At 70.2% G+C, this 16,974-nt stretch carries 16 protein-coding genes; 10 read left to right on the forward strand and 6 right to left on the reverse strand.

Annotated elements, in window-relative coordinates; genetic code table 11:
• Positions 1–33: 33 nt before the first annotated feature.
• On the reverse strand, positions 34–1,236 hold the full coding sequence (locus EJK15_RS07925; RefSeq protein ID WP_138709722.1) for an MFS transporter: 1,203 nt from the start codon (positions 1,234–1,236) through the stop codon (positions 34–36).
• 95 nt (positions 1,237–1,331) lie between these two features.
• On the opposite strand from EJK15_RS07925, the gene EJK15_RS07930 reads away from it, so the two are divergent.
• The gene (locus EJK15_RS07930; protein ID WP_138709723.1) at positions 1,332–2,534 is read left to right on the forward strand and encodes a lytic transglycosylase domain-containing protein; all 1,203 of its coding nucleotides are present in this window, start codon (positions 1,332–1,334) and stop codon (positions 2,532–2,534) included.
• Here EJK15_RS07930 and EJK15_RS07935 read toward each other — a convergent pair.
• Entirely contained in the window at positions 2,525–3,475 is a 951-nt protein-coding gene (locus EJK15_RS07935; protein ID WP_138709724.1) for a ferrochelatase, read from the reverse strand. The genes EJK15_RS07930 and EJK15_RS07935 overlap by 10 nt on opposite strands.
• 213 nt (positions 3,476–3,688) lie before the next feature.
• Between EJK15_RS07935 and EJK15_RS07940 the strand changes: the two genes are divergently transcribed.
• Together EJK15_RS07940 and EJK15_RS07945 are read left to right on the forward strand one after the other, a co-directional pair.
• A complete protein-coding gene (locus EJK15_RS07940) occupies positions 3,689–5,665 on the forward strand; it encodes a S9 family peptidase (protein WP_240776825.1) in 1,977 nt (658 codons plus the stop codon).
• Positions 5,665–6,453 (forward strand): inositol monophosphatase family protein, encoded by a 789-nt coding sequence (locus tag EJK15_RS07945; protein ID WP_138709725.1) that lies wholly within the window; start codon positions 5,665–5,667, stop codon positions 6,451–6,453. Before EJK15_RS07940 ends, EJK15_RS07945 begins: the two co-directional genes overlap by 1 nt.
• Before the next feature lie 47 nt (positions 6,454–6,500).
• Here the strand turns inward: EJK15_RS07945 and EJK15_RS70310 are convergent, their stop codons facing one another.
• On the reverse strand, positions 6,501–6,665 hold the full coding sequence (locus EJK15_RS70310) for a hypothetical protein (RefSeq protein WP_171074172.1): 165 nt from the start codon (positions 6,663–6,665) through the stop codon (positions 6,501–6,503).
• A gap of 235 nt (positions 6,666–6,900) precedes the next feature.
• On the opposite strand from EJK15_RS70310, the gene EJK15_RS07950 reads away from it, so the two are divergent.
• The 4 genes from EJK15_RS07950 (at position 6,901) to EJK15_RS07965 (ending at position 10,332) form a co-directional block, all read left to right on the forward strand.
• On the forward strand, positions 6,901–7,554 hold the full coding sequence (locus EJK15_RS07950; protein ID WP_138709726.1) for a response regulator transcription factor: 654 nt from the start codon (positions 6,901–6,903) through the stop codon (positions 7,552–7,554).
• 38 nt (positions 7,555–7,592) lie between these two features.
• Positions 7,593–8,843 (forward strand): sensor histidine kinase, encoded by a 1,251-nt coding sequence (locus EJK15_RS07955; protein ID WP_138709727.1) that lies wholly within the window; start codon positions 7,593–7,595, stop codon positions 8,841–8,843.
• A gap of 310 nt (positions 8,844–9,153) precedes the next feature.
• On the forward strand, positions 9,154–9,453 hold the full coding sequence (locus tag EJK15_RS07960; RefSeq protein ID WP_138709728.1) for a DUF4193 domain-containing protein: 300 nt from the start codon (positions 9,154–9,156) through the stop codon (positions 9,451–9,453).
• Positions 9,454–9,534: 81 nt separating this feature from the next.
• Entirely contained in the window at positions 9,535–10,332 is a 798-nt protein-coding gene (locus EJK15_RS07965) for a hypothetical protein (protein WP_240776826.1), read from the forward strand.
• Here EJK15_RS07965 and EJK15_RS07970 read toward each other — a convergent pair.
• The 3 genes from EJK15_RS07970 to paaI are packed head-to-tail and all read right to left on the reverse strand — an operon-like array spanning position 10,321 to position 12,598.
• The gene (locus tag EJK15_RS07970) at positions 10,321–10,911 is read right to left on the reverse strand and encodes a TetR/AcrR family transcriptional regulator (RefSeq protein WP_138709729.1); all 591 of its coding nucleotides are present in this window, start codon (positions 10,909–10,911) and stop codon (positions 10,321–10,323) included. The two genes, EJK15_RS07965 and EJK15_RS07970, sit on opposite strands and share 12 nt — an antisense overlap.
• Positions 10,912–10,937: 26 nt before the next feature.
• Complete coding sequence (gene paaK, locus EJK15_RS07975) at positions 10,938–12,233, reverse strand: phenylacetate--CoA ligase PaaK (RefSeq protein WP_138709730.1); 1,296 nt, start codon at positions 12,231–12,233, stop codon at positions 10,938–10,940.
• A complete protein-coding gene (gene paaI / locus EJK15_RS07980) occupies positions 12,230–12,598 on the reverse strand; it encodes a hydroxyphenylacetyl-CoA thioesterase PaaI (RefSeq protein ID WP_138709804.1) in 369 nt (122 codons plus the stop codon). The genes paaK and paaI overlap by 4 nt, the downstream gene beginning before the upstream one ends.
• 99 nt (positions 12,599–12,697) lie before the next feature.
• Here paaI and paaN point away from each other — a divergent pair, with 99 nt between their 5' ends.
• The 3 genes from paaN (at position 12,698) to EJK15_RS07995 (ending at position 16,961) form a co-directional block, all read left to right on the forward strand.
• Positions 12,698–14,356 carry a phenylacetic acid degradation protein PaaN gene (gene paaN, locus EJK15_RS07985; protein WP_138709731.1) on the forward strand — a complete coding sequence of 553 codons (1,659 nt, stop codon included), beginning with the start codon at positions 12,698–12,700 and terminating at the stop codon, positions 14,354–14,356.
• A 122-nt stretch (positions 14,357–14,478) separates the two neighbouring features.
• Positions 14,479–15,426, forward strand: coding sequence for an MBL fold metallo-hydrolase (locus EJK15_RS07990; RefSeq protein WP_138709732.1), 948 nt, complete (start codon positions 14,479–14,481; stop codon positions 15,424–15,426).
• A complete protein-coding gene (locus tag EJK15_RS07995; RefSeq protein WP_138709733.1) occupies positions 15,423–16,961 on the forward strand; it encodes an FAD-dependent monooxygenase in 1,539 nt (512 codons plus the stop codon). The genes EJK15_RS07990 and EJK15_RS07995 overlap by 4 nt, the downstream gene beginning before the upstream one ends.
• Positions 16,962–16,974: the final 13 nt, after the last annotated feature.

The following is a 16,974-nucleotide window of genomic DNA, read 5'->3' on the forward strand; positions in this document are numbered from 1 at the left end:
GGGTGTTGCGAGGGATGTCCCGACGGTAGCGGATCAGGTCTTCGCGGGTGAAGGTGCCTCGGGAAGTCTCAGCAAATTCGAACCTGCGATCCCGACGACCACGGCCAGGATCGCCGCGCCCGAGGAGAAGACGTACGCGTTCGACGCGCCGAACAACTCGGTGAGCCGGCCGCCCGCCCACGCGCCGATCGCCACGCCGAAGCCGAGCGCCGTGGAGATCCACGCCATGCCCTCGGTGAGCAGGGACGGAGGCACCAGCCGCTCGGTGAGCGAGAAGCCCGTGATGAGCGTCGGCGAGATGGCGAACCCGGCCAGGAACAGCGCCGCGGCCATGATCCGGACGTCGCCGATGAACAAGATCGGCAGCAGCCCCACCGCGAACAGGAACAGCGCCCGCACGAACCGGCCCCGCAGCGACATCTGCCAGTGCCTCGACCCGAACCAGAGCCCCGACACCATCGAGCCGCCCGCGAACGAGGCCAGCAGGAACCCCGCGGCCGGCTTCACCCCATGCTCGTCGGCGAACGCCACCGTGATCAGGTCGACGGACCCGAACACCGCCCCCATCGCCAGGAAGACGCACGACAGCAGGGCGATGCCGGGGATCAGGATGGGGGTGCCGCCCGCGGACCTGACCTCCTGGACGGGCGGCTGCGTGCGCCGCTGCGCCGCCAGCGCGAGACTTCCGACGATCATGAACGCCAGTGCCACGGCCAGTCCCGCGTACGGGCTCAGCAGGGTGGCCAGCACCGTGACCAGGGCGGGACCGGTGACGAAGATCACCTCGTCGACCACGGACTCGAAGGCGAAGGCGGTGTGCAGCTTGCCCGACCCGCCGTGGATGGCCGACCAGCGGGCCCGCACCATCGAGCCGAGCGACAGGGAGGTGGCGCCGACGACCAGGCCCGAGGCGTACAGCGTCCAGTCGGGCAGCCGGAGGCCGGTGCTGAGCATGAGGGAGGCCAGCGCGAGCGCGTTGACGACGGCGAACGGGGGGATCACCCGGCTCTGCCCGAACCGGTCCACGAGTCGCCCGGTCAGCGGGGCGGCGACGGCGAAGGCCACGCTCGTGGTCCCGGCGACCGCACCCGCGGTGGCGTAGGAGCCGGTGAGTGCCGAGATCAGGAACACGATCCCGATGCCGAGCATGGACATCGGCATCCGCCCGACGAATCCGGCGAGCACGAACGCCTTGACGCCAGGCCCGTCGAACAATCCCCGGTAAGGCCCGACCACCCCGTTTCCTCCTTACTACAACGCGAGCTAACCATTGCGCACCGGCTGTCCGGATCGCAAGTTGTTTATCGGCGGGCTGGGCTAACCTGTCCCGAGTGTCCGGTCTTCCCTCCTTCCGCGCGGTCATGCTCATGGTCATCGCTGTGGTCGTGGTGACCGCCGCGGCCGGCGGAATCGCCGTGATCCTCGGAGACGACCTGGTCGGAACCGCACAAGAGCCCGTACGCAAGCCGCAACGCCAGCCGCAGCGCCAGCCCTCGGCCGCGCCCCGCCTCGACCAGCTCGTGCCCACGGCCGAGCCGGTCAAGGACTTCGGCGAGGGCGGCCCGGGGGTCACGCCGACCCCGCCCCGCGTGCTCGCGATCGCCCGGTCCACCTTGCCCAAGCAGACCCGGTTCAAGCTCGGCGCGCTGAAGCACGTGCAGAAGGTGGTGACCGTGGACGCGGGCGCGGTCAAGGTGTCGGGCACCGCGCTGAACCTGCTGGCCGTCGACCCGGCGGACTTCCGCTCGTGGACGCCGCAGCCCGTCGCCGACCAGCCGGCCGTGTGGAGCGCGCTGGTCAGGGGCGAGCTGGTGGCCGACGCGAGCGCGACGCGCAAGTTCGGGATGATCCTGGGGGCGATGTACCAGGTGGACGGCGGCCCCAGGCTGCGCGTCGCGGCCTCGGCCCCGCTCGGGCTCAAGGGCGTGGACGGGCTGGTGGGGGCCGACCTGGGCAAGTCGCTGGGGTTCGCGCCGGGGGTCGCGGTGCTGCTGCACGGCAAGCCTGGCAAGATCAGTGAGTCGGGGGTGCGCAAGCTGCTCGGCAAGGGCGCCCAGGTCGTCATGCTGGACGCCGCCGCGCGCGCCCCGAAGCAGGCCCAGCCGAATCAGACGCAGCCCAACCAGCCGGACCAGCAGACCGTCAACGTCGGCCGGCCCGGCAGCTACCTAGAGCTCTACAAGGCCTCCGCCACCCGCTGCCCCGGCCTGTCGTGGACGGTGCTGGCCGCGATCGGGCAGGTGGAGAGCGGACACGGCCGGAACAACGGCCCGTCGAGCGCCGGCGCGCTGGGTCCCATGCAGTTCATGCCCGCCACCTGGAAGCACTACGGCGTCGACGGCGACGGCGACGGCAAGTCCGACATCTGGAGCCCGTACGACGCGGTGCCGGGCGCGGCCAACTACTTGTGCGCCAACGGCGCCGGCAAGGGCGGCCAGAAGCTGCGCAAGGCGATCTGGTTCTACAACCACTCGTGGGAGTACGTGAACAAGGTCATGGGCATCGCCGAGGCGTACGCCCGGACCTACGCCTGAGGACGCCTTTGTGGCGGCGGACAGCAGGTGAGCGCGCACGGGACGGGCTCGGGCTCGTCCATCAGCTCGCGCACCATCCGGACGAAACGCGGGTGCGTGCCCGTGGTCGCCGCCCGCTCCATGGGCAGGCCGATCTCGGCGGCCACCTGCCTGGCCTCGGTGTCGAGGTCGTAGACGACCTCCATGTGGTCGGAGACGAACCCGATCGGGACCAGCACGACCGCGGGGGCGTCGATCTTGTGCAGGAAGTCGCAGACGTCCGGCTCCAGCCACGGCACCTGCGGCGGGCCGCTGCGCGACTGCCACACCATGTCCCACGGCTGCGTCCGGCCGAGTGCCTGGTTGACCAGCTCGGCGCTCCTGCGGAGCTGCGCCTCGTAGAGCCCGCCCGACGGGCCGGCGCTCTCGGCCATCGCCACCGGGATGCTGTGCGCGGTGAATACGAGCCTGGCGTCGTCGCGGCCGAGCCGCTCCAGCGCCGCGCGTGTGTGGTCGGCCATGGCGGCGACGAACCCGGGGTGATCGCCGAAGTGGCGCATCTTGATCAGCTCGGGGCCGCCCTCGACGGAGATCCTGCGGATGTCCTCGTAGTACTGGCGGCAGCTGGAGTAGCCGGCGAACGCCGACGTGGCGAAGACGGCCGCCCGGCGGACGCCGTCGGCCTTCATCTGGCGCACGGTGTCCTCGCCGAACGGGTGCCAGTTGCGGTTGCCCCAGTAGACCGGCACGTCCACGACCGGGCGCAGCGCCTCGATCAGGTCGCGGTTCTGCTGGTTGATCGGGCTGACGCCGCCGAAGCCCTGGTAGTGCTCGGCCACCTCCAGCAGGCGCTCGCGCGGCACGCCGCGGCCCCGCACCACGTTTTCCAGGAACGGCAGCACGTCATCAGGGCCCTCGGGACCGCCGAACGACAGGACCAGCAGAGCGTCGTAAGTACCCACGTGACAACCCTATGCCGCGAGGGAGTGCCGTCGCCTGGAGGAGCGGCGGGAGCGGAGCGACCAGAGCGGGGGAAGGCGGCGGCGTATGGCGACCGAGCCGCCGAACGGAGTGAGGCCATGAGCAGGCGGCGGCGTATGGCGACCGAGCCGCCGAACGGAGTGAGGCCATGAGCAGAGTGTCGATGGTCCCTGCTGCGCGGTAGGTTCGATCGAGTGAGCGCATTCAACGACATACGTGACTATGTGGCCATTCCCCGGGTTCTCTCGCTGCGGCTCTCCCCTGACGGCTCCAGGCTGGTCTCGACCGTGCAGTCGCTCAACCCCGACGGCAAGTCGTTCGGCACCGCGCTCTGGGCGATCCCGTTCGACGGCGAGCCGTACCGGCTGACGCGCTCCGCCAAGGGCGAGACGGCCGCGGTCTTCACCGAGGCGGGCGACGTGCTGTTCACCTCCGCCCGCCCCGACCCCACCACCAAGGACTCCACTGACGAGGTGCCGGCGCTCTGGCTGCTGCCCCGCGCGGGCGGTGAGTCCCGCCAGGTGGCCACCCGGCCGGGCGGGATCGGGGCGGTCCGTACGGCGGCCGACGTGGTCGTGTTCTCCTCCGACGTGCTGGACGGCGAGGAGGCGGCCGAGGAGGAGAAGCGCAAGGCCCGCAAGGACGCCGGGATCAGCGCGATCCTGCACGAGAGCTCTCCCATCCGCTACTGGGACCACGACCTCGGCCCCGGCAGGACCAGGCTGTTCGCCGCCCGGCTCGGCGACGACCGGCTGGAGGACGTGCGCGACCTGACCCCCGACGCGGGCGACGCGCTGCGCGAGGCGGCGTTCGAGCTGACGCCCGACGGCGACACCGTGATCACGACGTGGCGGACGTACCTGCCGAAGGGTGAGTCGCGTACCGACCTGGTGGCCATCGACGTGGCCACGGGCGAGCGGCGCGTCCTGCTCAGCGAGGACGGCTACGACTTCGGGTCGCCCATGGCGGTCTCTCCCGACGGCGTCCGGGTGGCGTGTGCGCGCGAGCGGTTCACCGGGCTGGAGGTCTCGGCTCGCAGCGAGCTGTGGATCGCCGACCTGGCCACCGGCGAGGGCCGGGCGTACGCGCCCGACCTGTTCCCCGCCGACGTCGAGTGGGCGCCGGACTCCTCGGCCGTCTACATCGTCGCCGACCACCAGGGGCGCCGGCCGGCCTTCCGGGTTCCCCTTGACGGCGAGCCCGTCAGGCTGACCGAGGACGACGCCGCGTATCAAGGGCTGAACGCCTCCGCCGACGGCCGCTTCGTGTACGCAATGCGCAGCGCGATCGATCTCGCGCCCGCCCCGGCCAGGATCGACGTCGCCACCGGCGAGACCACCGACCTGCCCTCGCCCGCGCCGCGCCCCGAGGTGCCCGGCACGCTCACCGAGATCTCCGCCACCGCCGACGACGGCGCCACGATCCGCGGCTGGCTCGTGCTGCCCGAGGGAGCCTCCGCCGACGACCCCGCGCCGTTCCTGCTGTGGATCCACGGCGGCCCCGTCGCCTCCTGGAACGACTGGCAGTGGCGCTGGCAGTCGTGGATCATGGCCGAGCACGGATACGCCGTGTTGATGCCGGACCCGTGCCTGTCCACGGGTTACGGTCAGGACATGATCGATCGCGGCTGGGGCAACTGGGGCCCGCGCACCCAGGCCGACCTCGATGCGATCGTGGACGTGGCCCTGGCCAGGGACGACATCGACGCCGAGCGCATCGGCGCGATGGGCGGCTCGTTCGGCGGCTACATGGCCAACTGGCTCGCCGGCCACACCGACCGCTACAAGGCCATCGTCACCCACGCCTCGCTGTGGAGCCTCGACCAGTTCGCCGGCACCACCGACGTCCCGATGTACTGGCAGCGCGAGTTCGGCGCGCCCGGCTCCGAGCGGTACGAGCTGCTGTCCCCGCACCTCTCCCTCGACAAGATCACCACGCCGATGCTGGTCATCCACGGCGACAAGGACTACCGCGTGCCGATCGGCGAGGCCCTGCGCCTGTGGTGGGACCTGCGGCGCAGCGAGGTCGAGTCGAAGTTCCTGTACTTCCCCGACGAGAACCACTGGATACTCAAGCCGGGCAACGCCGTCGCCTGGTACGAGGTTGTGCTCGCGTTCCTCGCCCAGCACGTGCTCGGCCAGGAGTGGAAGCGCCCGGACTCGGCGGCGTGATGAGCGACTTCCTGAGACTGGCCGAGGACATCGCCCGCGAGGCGGGGGACATGCTGCTGGCCAAGCGCCCCATGATGTCCAAGGAGATCGAGACCAAGTCCAGCCCCACCGACGTGGTCACCGCCCTCGACACGGCGTCGGAGGAGCTGATCCGCGAGCGCATCCTGGCCGCCAGGCCCGGCGACCGGATCCTCGGCGAGGAGGGCGGCGAAGGGCCGGGCGAGTCCGACGTCCGCTGGATCGTCGACCCCATCGACGGGACCGTCAACTTCCTGTACGGCCTGCCGGAGTGGGCGGTGTCGATAGCCGTCGAGGTCGGCGGCCGGGTCGTGGCCGGCGTGGTCAACGTCCCGGCGCGCGGCGAGGTCTACACGGCCGCGCTCGGCGAGGGCGCCTGGCTCGGCGGCGAGCGGCTGCACTGCAACACGGGGGTGCCGCTGCCGCAGGCGCTGGTCGCGACCGGGTTCGGTTACTCGGTGGCCAGGCGGGCGGTCCAGGGCCAGGTGGTCGCGGCGGTGCTGACACGGGTGCGCGACATCAGGCGCGGCGGCTCGTGCGCCATCGACATGTGCTCGCTGGCGGCCGGGCGCGTGGACGCGTACTACGAGCGGGGCATCAACCCGTGGGACTACGCCGCAGCCGGTCTGGTCGCGACCGAGTCCGGGGCCCGGCTCGGCGGGCTGCACGGCCGGCCGGTCAGTCCGGAGTTCGCGATCTGCGCCGCTCCCGGGCTGTTCGAGGAGCTGCACGACCTGCTGGTGACGCTGGACCCCGAGCGCGACGCGTGAGGTGAGTAGGGAAACGGCCGGAGCGGAGCTCCGGCCGTTTCGCTTGGCTAGCGGGGCAACGGGACGCCGTGATCGTCGGCCAACCGGCGCAGATCCTCGATCTCGGCGGTGAGTGTGTCGGCGAGGTAGTCGTCGCCGACGCTGCGGGCCTCGCGAAGGCCCTTATAAGCCTGGTCGAGGCGGTGTTCGATCGTAGTCGTGAACTCGCCCATCTCACCTACTCTCTAGGGGTTCGTACCGTGCGGGCGGCGAAGTGCACCCATTGCCGGTCGATGTCCGGGCGATGGGTGTCCCGCAGGCATACCCCGGCTTGTCGCCCCCCGAAACATGAATTTCTCCGTGGGCTGCCTCACCTGTTGGTCACCAACGCCTGAACATGCCTTACCGTGCGCTTATCGAGCCTGTGGGCAGAATGAGTGACCAGAATCGGAGAGAGGTGTTCCAGGCGTGCGAGTGCTGGTTGTAGAGGATGAGCGGGTGCTCGCCGACGCGATCGCGACCGGGCTGCGGCGCGAGGCCATGGCGGTGGACGTGGCCTACGACGGCGGCGGCGCGCTCGAGCGGACGTCCTACATCGACTACGACGTGATCGTGCTGGACCGCGACCTGCCGGTGGTGCACGGCGACGAGGTGTGCCGCCGACTGGTCGAGCAGCGGACCGCCTCGCGGATCCTGATGCTGACCGCGTCGGGCGACGTGGACGACAAGGTGGAGGGGCTCGGTCTGGGGGCCGACGACTACCTCGCCAAGCCGTTCGTGTTCATCGAGCTGGTCGCCAGGGTCCGCGCGCTCGGCCGCCGCTCGGCGCCCGCCCTGCCGCCCGTGCTGGAGCGGGCCGGGATCCGGCTTGACCCGGGCAAGCGGCTGGTGGAGCGCGACGGCAGGGAGATCGTGCTGACCAAGAAGGAGTTCGCGGTCCTGGAGGAGCTGATGCGCGCCGAGGGCGCCGTGGTCAGCCAGGAGGACCTGCTGGACAAGGCATGGGACGAGAACATCGACCCGTTCACGAACGTGGTCCGCGTGACCATGATGACGCTGCGGAAGAAGCTGGGCGAGCCTCAGGTGATCGAGACTGTGCCCGGGGTTGGGTACAAGTTGTGAGTGAAGGGCCAGAGCGCCAGGCCGGGCCGACACACCCGATGATCAGCCCGCATTCGGCGCGGAAGACGACGCCTGTGCAGGAAGCGCCGCCTCCCAGCGGCCCGCCCGCCTGGGACGGCCCGCCCCCGCCGACGTACGCGCCGGTCCAGCGCACGACGATGGAGCGGATGAAGGCGCTCCCCGAGAAGGTCAGCATCCGCTGGCGGCTGACGCTCACCTACGGCGCCCTCGTCTTCGCGGCGTCCGCGGTGCTGCTCTTCTCTGTCTATTCGATCGTCGGCCAGGCCATCGTGAACGCATGGCCGGCGCTCGACCTGCCGACCGCACGGGATCAGCTCCTCTGGGACAAGCTTCAGGACCAGGCCGTGGCGGCCGCGCAGGACGGCTTGCTGCGCAGCTCCTTGATGGCGCTGGTCGGGGTGGGAATCCTGTCGCTCATCATCGGCTACTTCGTGGCCGACCGCGCGCTGCGGCCGGTGGCGAAGATGACGGCCACCGCGCGCAAGCTCTCCGAGAGCACCCTGGCGCACCAGCGCATCGCCCTGGAGGGCCCCAACGACGAGCTGAAGGAGCTGGCCGACACCTTCGACGCCATGCTCACCCGGCTCAACATCGCCTTCGACACCCAGCGCAGATTCGTGGCCAACGCGTCCCACGAATTGCGCACCCCGCTCACCATTAACCGGACGGTCCTGGAGATCGCCCTGTCGGATCCTGAGGCGTCAGAGGATCTCAAAGCGCTTGGCCGTACCCTCCTCGAAGTCAACGCGCGTAACGAGAAGCTCATCGAGGGACTGCTGTTGCTCGCGAGGAGCGAGCGCGAACTCGGCGTGCGCAAACCGCTCGACGTTCAGGAAGTCGCGCAGACGGCCGTGGAACAGGTCATGCCCTTCGCCGAGGAACACGGGGTTACCGTAACGACCGAACTGGTCAGCGCGCCTACCATCGGCGATCCCGTGCTCTTGGAGCGCTCCGTCAGCAACCTGCTCGAGAACGCCGTGAAGTACAACATTTCCGAAAATGGAAAAGTTTGGATCCGGACGGGAATGGTGGACGGTGCGTTGGTTGTTCAGGTGGCCAACACGGGACAGCACGTCCCGGCGTACGAGGTGAACAGCCTGTTCGAGCCGTTCAGGAGGCTCCACGCCGACCGCGTGGAATCCGCCAAGGGAGCGGGTCTGGGGCTGTCCATCGTCCGTGCGGTTGTGCAGGCTCACGGCGGAAATGTTGCAGCCGTGCCACGCGATGGCGGAGGACTTGTGGTGACCATTAGGCTCCCGAGGCGCTGACCCCGGTGTTGCTCCGGGACGTTCGTCCGCGTGTTGATGCACGGGGGGCGTCTCGTTCTCGCCGCACATGTGGTTGGATGTGCCGTCGAACACGGTGGTGCATGACGCCAAGGCTGTGGGTTTCGCCATATTTGGCTAACCATTGCCGACGGCAGCAGGCCCTGACGTGTTGGGAGGTTCGTTGCTCGTTCCCGCGGGGTACCGATGGGAAAATCTCCCCGGCGGAACGGGCACAAGACGGGCCTCCTGGACGTTAGAAGACGCGCGACGAGCGCGAAGACATATGGATGAGGGGGATGGAGTAAGCACAATGGCTACCGACTACGACAGCCCGCGCAAGACAGACGACGACCTGGGGGAGGACAGCCTCCAGGAACTCCAGGCGAGGCGCACCGACAAGGCGTCTGGCAGCATCGACATCGACGAGACCGACCTGGCCGAGTCGCTCGAACTGCCCGGTGCGGACCTGTCGAACGAAGAGCTCTCCCTGCGGGTGATTCCCCGCCAGGCCGACGAGTTCACCTGCTCGCGCTGCTTCCTGGTGCACCACCGCAGCCAGCTGGCCTCCGAGAAGAACGGCCAGCAGGTCTGCCGGGAATGCGCCGCCTGATCGCCGTGGCTCAGGGTACGACAGCCGGAGACCGAGCCGACGAACCCTGAGCGGTTGCGACCATGAGGACGGAGGCATCGCGTGGCCGTACCAGAGGAAGACCGTCAACGAGGCAAAGAGATCGCCGACCCCGACAAAGAGGTCGGCGAGCTCGTAGGCAGGCTCACCACACCCGGTGAGCTCGAGCCGGCCGAGCGGCGCAAGCTGCTCGGCCGTCTAGCCCAAGCCCTGTCCGCCGGGGCGAAGAAGGCACGCGCGTCCGGCGCGGGCCGGGGCCGCTGGCTGGCCGACGTCTTTCTCAACATCGCGCCGCGCATTCCGATCCGAGATCTGCACACCCTCTCCGAGCATCATCACGGCCTGACCGGCGAACAGCTCGCCGACGATCTGGTACGGACCGCCCAGAAGGCCACGATGACGGTCGGCGCCATCGGCGGAGCGCTCGCGGCGGCCGAGTTCGCCGCACCGCCCCTCCTGCTCTCCGCTCCCGCGCAACTCGTCGCCGAGACCATGGTCGTCGCCGCCATCGAGGTCAAGCTGCTGGCCGAGCTGCACGAGGTCTATGGCGTACGCGTTCAGGGCACCGGCGCCCAGCGCGCGGTCGCGTTCACGGCCGCCTGGGCCAGGCAACGCGGCATCGACCCCCTCGCGCCCGCCTCCGTCACGCTCGCGCTCGGCGCGGCCACCAAGACCGCTCTGCGCAACCGCCTCATGCGGACGCTCGGACGCCACCTGACCACGCTCGGCCCCTTCCTCACCGGAGCTGTCGCCGGCGGCGCGCTCAACCGGATGGCGACCAAGAAGCTCGGCGAGGCCATCCGCAATGACCTGCGCGGTAAGCTGCCTCCTGCGCCGCGGCGCGACGAGCTATCCCCTTAGCCCGCCGAAGGCCATCTTGACCAGCGCGTCGGCCAGATCGTCCGGCGAGGCCCCGCGCGCGGGGCGGTACCACTCGGCGATCGAGTTGACCGTGCCGAACAGCAGCCGCGTCACCAGCGCCGGATCCAGGTCCGGCCGGATGCTCCCCTCCGCCGCCGCCTCCTTGACCAGGTGGCTGACGAACCCGTCGAACTCCCTGCGCCGCTCCAGCGCGGCCTGCTCGGTCAGGCTGTTGCCGCGCACCCTGAGCAGCAGCGTCACGTACGGCAGCCGGTCGACGAGGAGCCGCACGCTCTCGCGTACGACCCACTCCAGGCGGTCGATCGCCGGGCCCGCCGCCGCCCGCTCGTCGGCGACCAGCTCGAACAGCCCGTCCAGCGCCCGGTCGAGCGCCCGCGCGAGCAGCTGCTCCTTGCCCGGCACGTGGTAGTAGATCGCCGACTTGGTGACGCCGAGCGCCCTGGCCAAGTCCTCCATGCTGGTCCCGTCGTAGCCGCGCTCGTTGAAGACGTCCACGGCGATCGACAGCACGGACTCGGGGTCGTGCCTGCGCTGACGGATGGGGGAAGGGGTGGCCATATGCCTAATTATCCTTATATGCCAAATTATCGTTGACGCATGTCGATGACCCGTTTCAGCTTGCCCACCGACCGCTCCAGCGTCTCCGGGTCCACCACCTCGACCTCCACGCGTACGCCGACGGTGTCCTTGACCGCCTTGCGCAGCGCCGCGGCCGCCTCCGACCGGCCCTCGAAGCCCGGCCGCGCCTCCACTTCGACGGTCATCACGTCGAGCCGCTCCGGGCGGGTCAGGCGGAGCTGGAAGTGCGGCGACAGGCCCGGCGTGCGCAGCACCAGCTCCTCGATCTGGGTCGGGAACACGTTCACGCCCCGAAGGATGATCAGGTCGTCGGTGCGGCCCGTCACCTTCTCCATACGCCGGAACGCCGGCCTGGCGGTGCCGGGCAGCAGCCTCGTCAGGTCGCGCGTACGGTAGCGGATCACCGGCATGCCCTCCTTGGTGAGGCTCGTCAGGACCAGCTCGCCCGCGTCCGCCGGCATGCCGGTGAAGGGGTCGACCGTCTCCGGGTAGAAGTGGTCCTCCCACACGTGCAGGCCGTCCTTGCTCTCCACGCACTCGTTGGCCACGCCCGGCCCGATCACCTCGGACAGGCCGTAGATGTCGACGGCGTGCAGGTCGAAGCGGTCCTCGATCTCCTCGCGCATCCGCTCGGTCCAGGGCTCGGCGCCGCAGATCCCGATCCGCAACGACGACGCGCGCGGGTCCAGCCCCTGCGCCTCGAACTCGTCCAGCATGGCCAGCAGGTAGGACGGGGTCACCATGACGATGTCCGGCCGGAAATCCGTGATCAGCCGCACCTGCCGGGGCGTCATGCCACCGGAGACCGGCACCACCGTGCAGCCCAGCCGCTCGGCGCCGTAGTGCGCGCCCAGGCCGCCGGTGAACAGGCCGTAGCCGTACGCCACGTGCACGATGTCGCCGGGCCGGCCGCCCGAGGCGCGGATCGAGCGGGCCATGACGTCCGCCCAGACGTCGATGTCCCGCCTGGTGTAGCCCACCACGGTCGGCTGCCCCGTGGTGCCGCTGGAAGCGTGGATCCTGACCACTCGCTCGCGCGGGACGGCGAACATGCCGAACGGGTAGTGGTCGCGCAGGTCCTGCTTGGTGGTGAAGGGGAGCTTGGCCAGGTCGCCGAGGTCCTTGCAGTCGCTCGGACGCACGCCCGCACTGTCAAATTTATGCCTGTAGAACGGAACATTTTCGTATGCGTGGCTGAGCGTCCACCGCAGGCGCTCAAGCTGGAGCGCCATCAGCTCGTCACGCGACACCCGCTCGATCGGGTCGAGCTCCTCCGGCCGCGGGGGATCCGCGCGTCTCATCTCACCTCCCGGCTCCGGCCGCGGAACTCCGCGACCACCTCTCCGTCCGGCCTGCGTACCGTGATGTCGTAGATGCCGCTGCGGCCGTAGCGGGTGCGCTCGGCGGCCTCGGCCACCAGCACGTCGCCGGCGCGGGCGGGGGAGACGAACGTGATCTCGGCGCCCGCCGCCACCGTGACCGGGCCGTGCGTGTTGCACGCGCAGGCGAAGGCCGTGTCGGCGAGCAGGAAGACGTAGCCGCCGTGGCACAGGTCGTGCCCGTTGATCATCTGGTCGGTCACGGTCATCCGGCACACCGCCCGGCCCGCGGCCAGCTCCGTCAGCTCGATGCCCAGGGCCGCGGAGGCGGTGTCCGCGTCCATCATGCGACGCGCCGTGTCCAACGCAAGTCTCCCTTGTCAACTGACCGAATGTTCGGTAAACACTTCACCGTCTGACCGATCCCTGTCAAGAGGGTGAGAACCATGTTCGAACAGCACCGCGAGACTCTGGAGAAAGCCGTTTCCGCGATCGCTGATCGGGGATACTGGAGCGCCTATCCCGAGTCGCCGAGCCCGCGCGTGTACGGCGAGGGGGTGGCCGAGCGGGGCAAAGAGGCGTTCGAGTCCTACCTCGGCAAGCCGTTCCCTCTCGAGCAGCCGGGCACCGGGTCGTGGATCGGTGCCGAGCGCTCGCCGTACGGGATGGATCTCGGTGTCACCTACCCCGAGCCGGTCGTCGACGACCTGATCGGCGCCGCGAAGGCGGCGCTGCCGGCCTGGCGTGACGCCGGCCCCGAGACCCGCGCACTGACCTGCGTCGAGATCGTCGATCGGATCAACAGGCACAGCTTCGAGCTGGCCAACGCGGTGCAGCACACGACCGGGCAGGCGTTCGTGATGGCGTTCCAGGCCGGGGGGCCGCACGCGCAGGACCGCGCCCTGGAGGCCGTCGCGTACGGCTACGCCGCCATGACCTCCTCCGCCTCGGCCGCCCGCTGGGAGAAGCCGGCCAAGGGCGACCCGCTGGTCATGGACAAGCGCTTCACGGTCGTGCCCAGGGGCGTGGCGGTGGTGATCGGCTGCAACACGTTCCCGACGTGGAACGCGTACCCGGGGCTGTTCGCCTCGCTCGTCACCGGCAACCCCGTGATCGTCAAGCCGCATCCCCACGCGATCCTGCCGCTCGCGATCACCGTGCGAATCGCCCGCGAGGTCCTGGCCGAGGCCGGCTTCGACCCGGCGCTCGTGTCGCTGGCCGCCGAGGAGGGCCAGGGCCTGGCCAAGACGCTCGCCACGCACCCCGGCGTCCGCATCGTCGACTTCACCGGCTCGACCGAGTTCGGCGAATGGCTGGAGCAGAACGCCCGCCAGGCCCTCGTGCACACCGAGAAGGCCGGGGTCAACACGATCGTCGTCGACTCCACCGACTCGTGGCGCGGCATGCTGAGCAATGTGGCGTTCTCGCTGTCGCTCTACAGCGGCCAGATGTGCACCGCGCCGCAGAACATCCTCGTCCCCGCCGGCGGCATCGAGACCGATGAGGGGCACAAGAGCTTCGACGAGGTCGCCTCGGGGCTGGCCGCGGCGATCGGCAGGTTGCTCGGCGACGACGCCCGCGCGGTCGAGCTGACCGGCGCCATCGTCAACCCCGGCGTGCTGGCGCGGGTGGAGGCCGCGCCGTCGCTCGGCGACGTGGTGCTGCCGTCGCGGGCTCTCAAGCACCCGTCCTTCCCCGGCGCGGTGATCAGGACACCGGTGATCGTACGCGTGGACGCGGCCGCGTCCGACGTCTACGGGCGCGAGCACTTCGGGCCCATCTCGTTCGTCATCCCGACGGCCTCCACGGAGGAGAGCCTCGATGTGCTGCGCCGCACGATCAAGGCCCGCGGCGCGCTGACCGCCGCCGCCTACTCGACCTCCCCGGAGGTGCTCGACCAGGCCGAGCGCGCCGCTCTGGACGCGGGCGTGAACCTGTCGTGCAACCTGACCGGCGGCGTCTTCGTCAACCAGTCGGCCGCGTTCAGCGACTATCACGGCACCGGCGCCAACCCGGCCGCCACGGCCTCGCTCACCGACCCCGGCTATGTGGCAGGCCGCTTCCACGTCGTCCAGTCCCAGCGGCGGTCTCAGAAGTCGGCATGAGATCGCCATGAGATCGCAACCGCCTGGGGCCGTCCGCATGGTGAAGGTCGCTGCCCGGGAGCCGGGTCGCAGGAGAGGGAAGGGATGCTAGGAGTGGTGACAGCGGCGCGGTAGGAGGAGCCATGGCCAAGCCGTTCGCCTCGTCGGCGGATCTCGGCGAGAAGAGGCAGTCCCTGGAGGTGCTGGCGGACGGCGTGTACGCGCTCACCGCCGAGGGCGACCCGAACGTGGGCGCCGTCGAGGGCGAGGACTTCCTCGTCTGCTTCGAGGCCCTCGCGACCCCCGTGGCCGCCCGCGAGTGGCTGACCAGGCTGCGCGAGCACACCGACAAGCCGATCAGGTACCTGGTGCTGTCGCACTATCACGCGGTCCGGGTGCTGGGCGCGTCGGCGTTCGGCGCGGACGTGATCGTGGCGCACGACAAGACTCGCGCGCTGATCGCCGAGCGGGGCGAGCAGGACTGGGCGAGCGAGTACGCCAGGATGCCCCGCCTGTTCAAGCAGCCCGAGTCGATCCCGGGCCTGACGTGGCCGACGGCGACGTTCAGCGACCGGTTCACCATCGACCTGGGCGGCGACCGGGGCGACCTGGTGCTGGCCTACTGCGGCCGCGGCCACACCGAGGGCGACCTGGTGGCGTGGCTGCCGCGGCAGCGGATCATGTTCGCCGGCGACCTGGTCGAGTCGCAGGCCGCCCTCTACACCGGCGACGCCTTCCATCGCGAGTGGTCGGCGGGGACTCTCGACCGGGTGGCGTCGTTCGGGGCGGAGACGCTGGTCGGCGGCAGGGGAGCGGTGGCGCGCGGCAAGGCGGGGGTGGACGCGGCCATCGCGCAGACCCGCGACTTCCTCACCGTGATGCTGCGCGAGGCCGGCGCGGCGAGCACGCTGAAGGAGGCCTTCGACCGGACCCACCGGGCGCTGGAGCCTGAATACGGCGCCTGGCCGATCTTCGAGCACTGCCTGCCGTTCAACGTCTCCCGGCTGTGGGACGAGTTGCACGGTGTGGAGCGGCCGCGCATCTGGACCGCCGAGCGCGACCGCGAGGTCTGGGAAGAGCTGCAGTCGTGAACACCGAACCGCAGGTCATCGTGATCGGCGCGGGCCCGGTAGGGCAGAGTGCCGCGCTGCTGCTGGCCCGCTGGGGCATCCAGGTGCTGGTGCTCGACCGGCGGCCGGGCCGGGACCCGGGCGGGTCGAGGTCCATCTGCCAGCAGCGCGACGTGCTCGACATCTGGGCCGCCGCGGGCGCGGGCAAGGTGGCCGAGGAGGGCCTGGCCTGGACGACCGCCCGCACCTACTACCGCGACCGCGAGCTGTTCTCCTGGTCGTTCGAGCGGGAGGGGCCGCTGCCGCCGTGCGTGAACATCTCGCAGGCCCGCACCGAGCAGATCCTCGACGAGGCCATCGCCGGGCAGCCGCTCATCGAGGTCCGCTGGAATCACGAGGTCACCAGGCTCACGCAGGACGCCTCCGGCGTCACGGTGCACTGCGGGCAGCGGCTGCTGCGCGCGCCCTACGTGCTGGCCTGCGCGGGCGCCCGGGCCCAGCCGGTACGCCAGGCGCTCGGCGTCACGTTCGACGGGGAGACGTTCGACGACCAGTTCCTCATCTGCGACATCAAGGCGGATCTGCCCGGCTGGGAGAACGAGCGGCGCTTCTACTTCGATCCCATCTGGAACCCCGGCCGGCAGGTGCTGATCCATCCCTGCCCGGGAGGCACGTTCAGGGTCGACTGGCAGATCGCGCCTGACTACATCCCGACAAAAGCTGATATTTCGCGAAAGATTCGCCAGATCATTGGTGACCGGCCGTACGAGCTGCTCTGGCACAGCACGTACCGCTTCCACTCGCGGATCGTCTCTCGCATGCGCGTCGGCCGGGTCCTGCTGGCGGGCGACTGCGCCCACCTGGTGGCGCCGTTCGGCGCACGGGGCCTCAACTCCGGCGTGCCCGACGCCGAGAACGCGGCCTGGAAGCTGGCCTTCGTGCTCAACGGCTGGGCCGGGGACGGACTGCTGGAGTCGTACCACGCCGAGCGGCACGCGGCCGCGCTGGAGAACCTCGAGGTCGTCGCCGCCACCATGCGCTTCCTCGCGCCCCGGAGCGTGGAGGAGCGGATGCATCGGCGGGCCGTGCTTGAGGGCGGGCTGGTCGCCGAGGTCGATTCGGGACGGTTCGCGGAGCCGTACTGGTACGTCGACTCGCCGCTGACCACCCGAGAGCCGACGCGGCCCTTCAAGGGCAGGCCGCCCAAGGGCGCCCTGTGCCCGCCCGCGCCCGGCGTGATCCTGCCTGACATGGGGATTGCGGACGGGCGGTTGCGCGAGTTCTGCCGCGATGGATTTCTCCTTCTGTTGGGCGATATGTGCGATTCGAGTTTGTTTGTGCAGGTCCTGGGCAAGGTCATTACGGCGCCGCTCGCCGTACGCGGGCTCGCGGAGATGGATGGGACTGGCTCGCTCGCTGAGAGGCTCGGCGCCAGGCCCGATGAGGCATGGCTCATCAGGCCCGATGCCCACATCGCTGCGATCATCCCCCATGCGGGGCCGGAGTCGGTGGCGGGCGCCGTGAGCCGTGCTCTCGGCGGCTCACCCGCCACTTGACCCCCTGAATGAG

It is taken from the genome of Nonomuraea basaltis (genome assembly GCF_005893125.1).
GTDB classification, from domain to species: Bacteria; Actinomycetota; Actinomycetes; order Streptosporangiales; family Streptosporangiaceae; genus Nonomuraea; species Nonomuraea basaltis.

Coding starts and splice junctions, on each gene's coding strand:
- EJK15_RS07945 (WP_138709725.1), top strand. CDS start 5,665: ATGAGCGACTTCCTGAGACTGGCCGAGGACATCGCCCGCGAGGCGGGG.
- EJK15_RS70310 (WP_171074172.1), bottom strand. CDS start 6,665: ATGGGCGAGTTCACGACTACGATCGAACACCGCCTCGACCAGGCTTAT.
- EJK15_RS07955 (WP_138709727.1), top strand. CDS start 7,593: ATGATCAGCCCGCATTCGGCGCGGAAGACGACGCCTGTGCAGGAAGCG.
- EJK15_RS07960 (WP_138709728.1), top strand. CDS start 9,154: ATGGCTACCGACTACGACAGCCCGCGCAAGACAGACGACGACCTGGGG.
- EJK15_RS07970 (WP_138709729.1), bottom strand. CDS start 10,911: ATGGCCACCCCTTCCCCCATCCGTCAGCGCAGGCACGACCCCGAGTCC.
- paaK (WP_138709730.1), bottom strand. CDS start 12,233: ATGAGACGCGCGGATCCCCCGCGGCCGGAGGAGCTCGACCCGATCGAG.
- paaI (WP_138709804.1), bottom strand. CDS start 12,598: ATGATGGACGCGGACACCGCCTCCGCGGCCCTGGGCATCGAGCTGACG.
- paaN (WP_138709731.1), top strand. CDS start 12,698: ATGTTCGAACAGCACCGCGAGACTCTGGAGAAAGCCGTTTCCGCGATC.
- EJK15_RS07990 (WP_138709732.1), top strand. CDS start 14,479: ATGGCCAAGCCGTTCGCCTCGTCGGCGGATCTCGGCGAGAAGAGGCAG.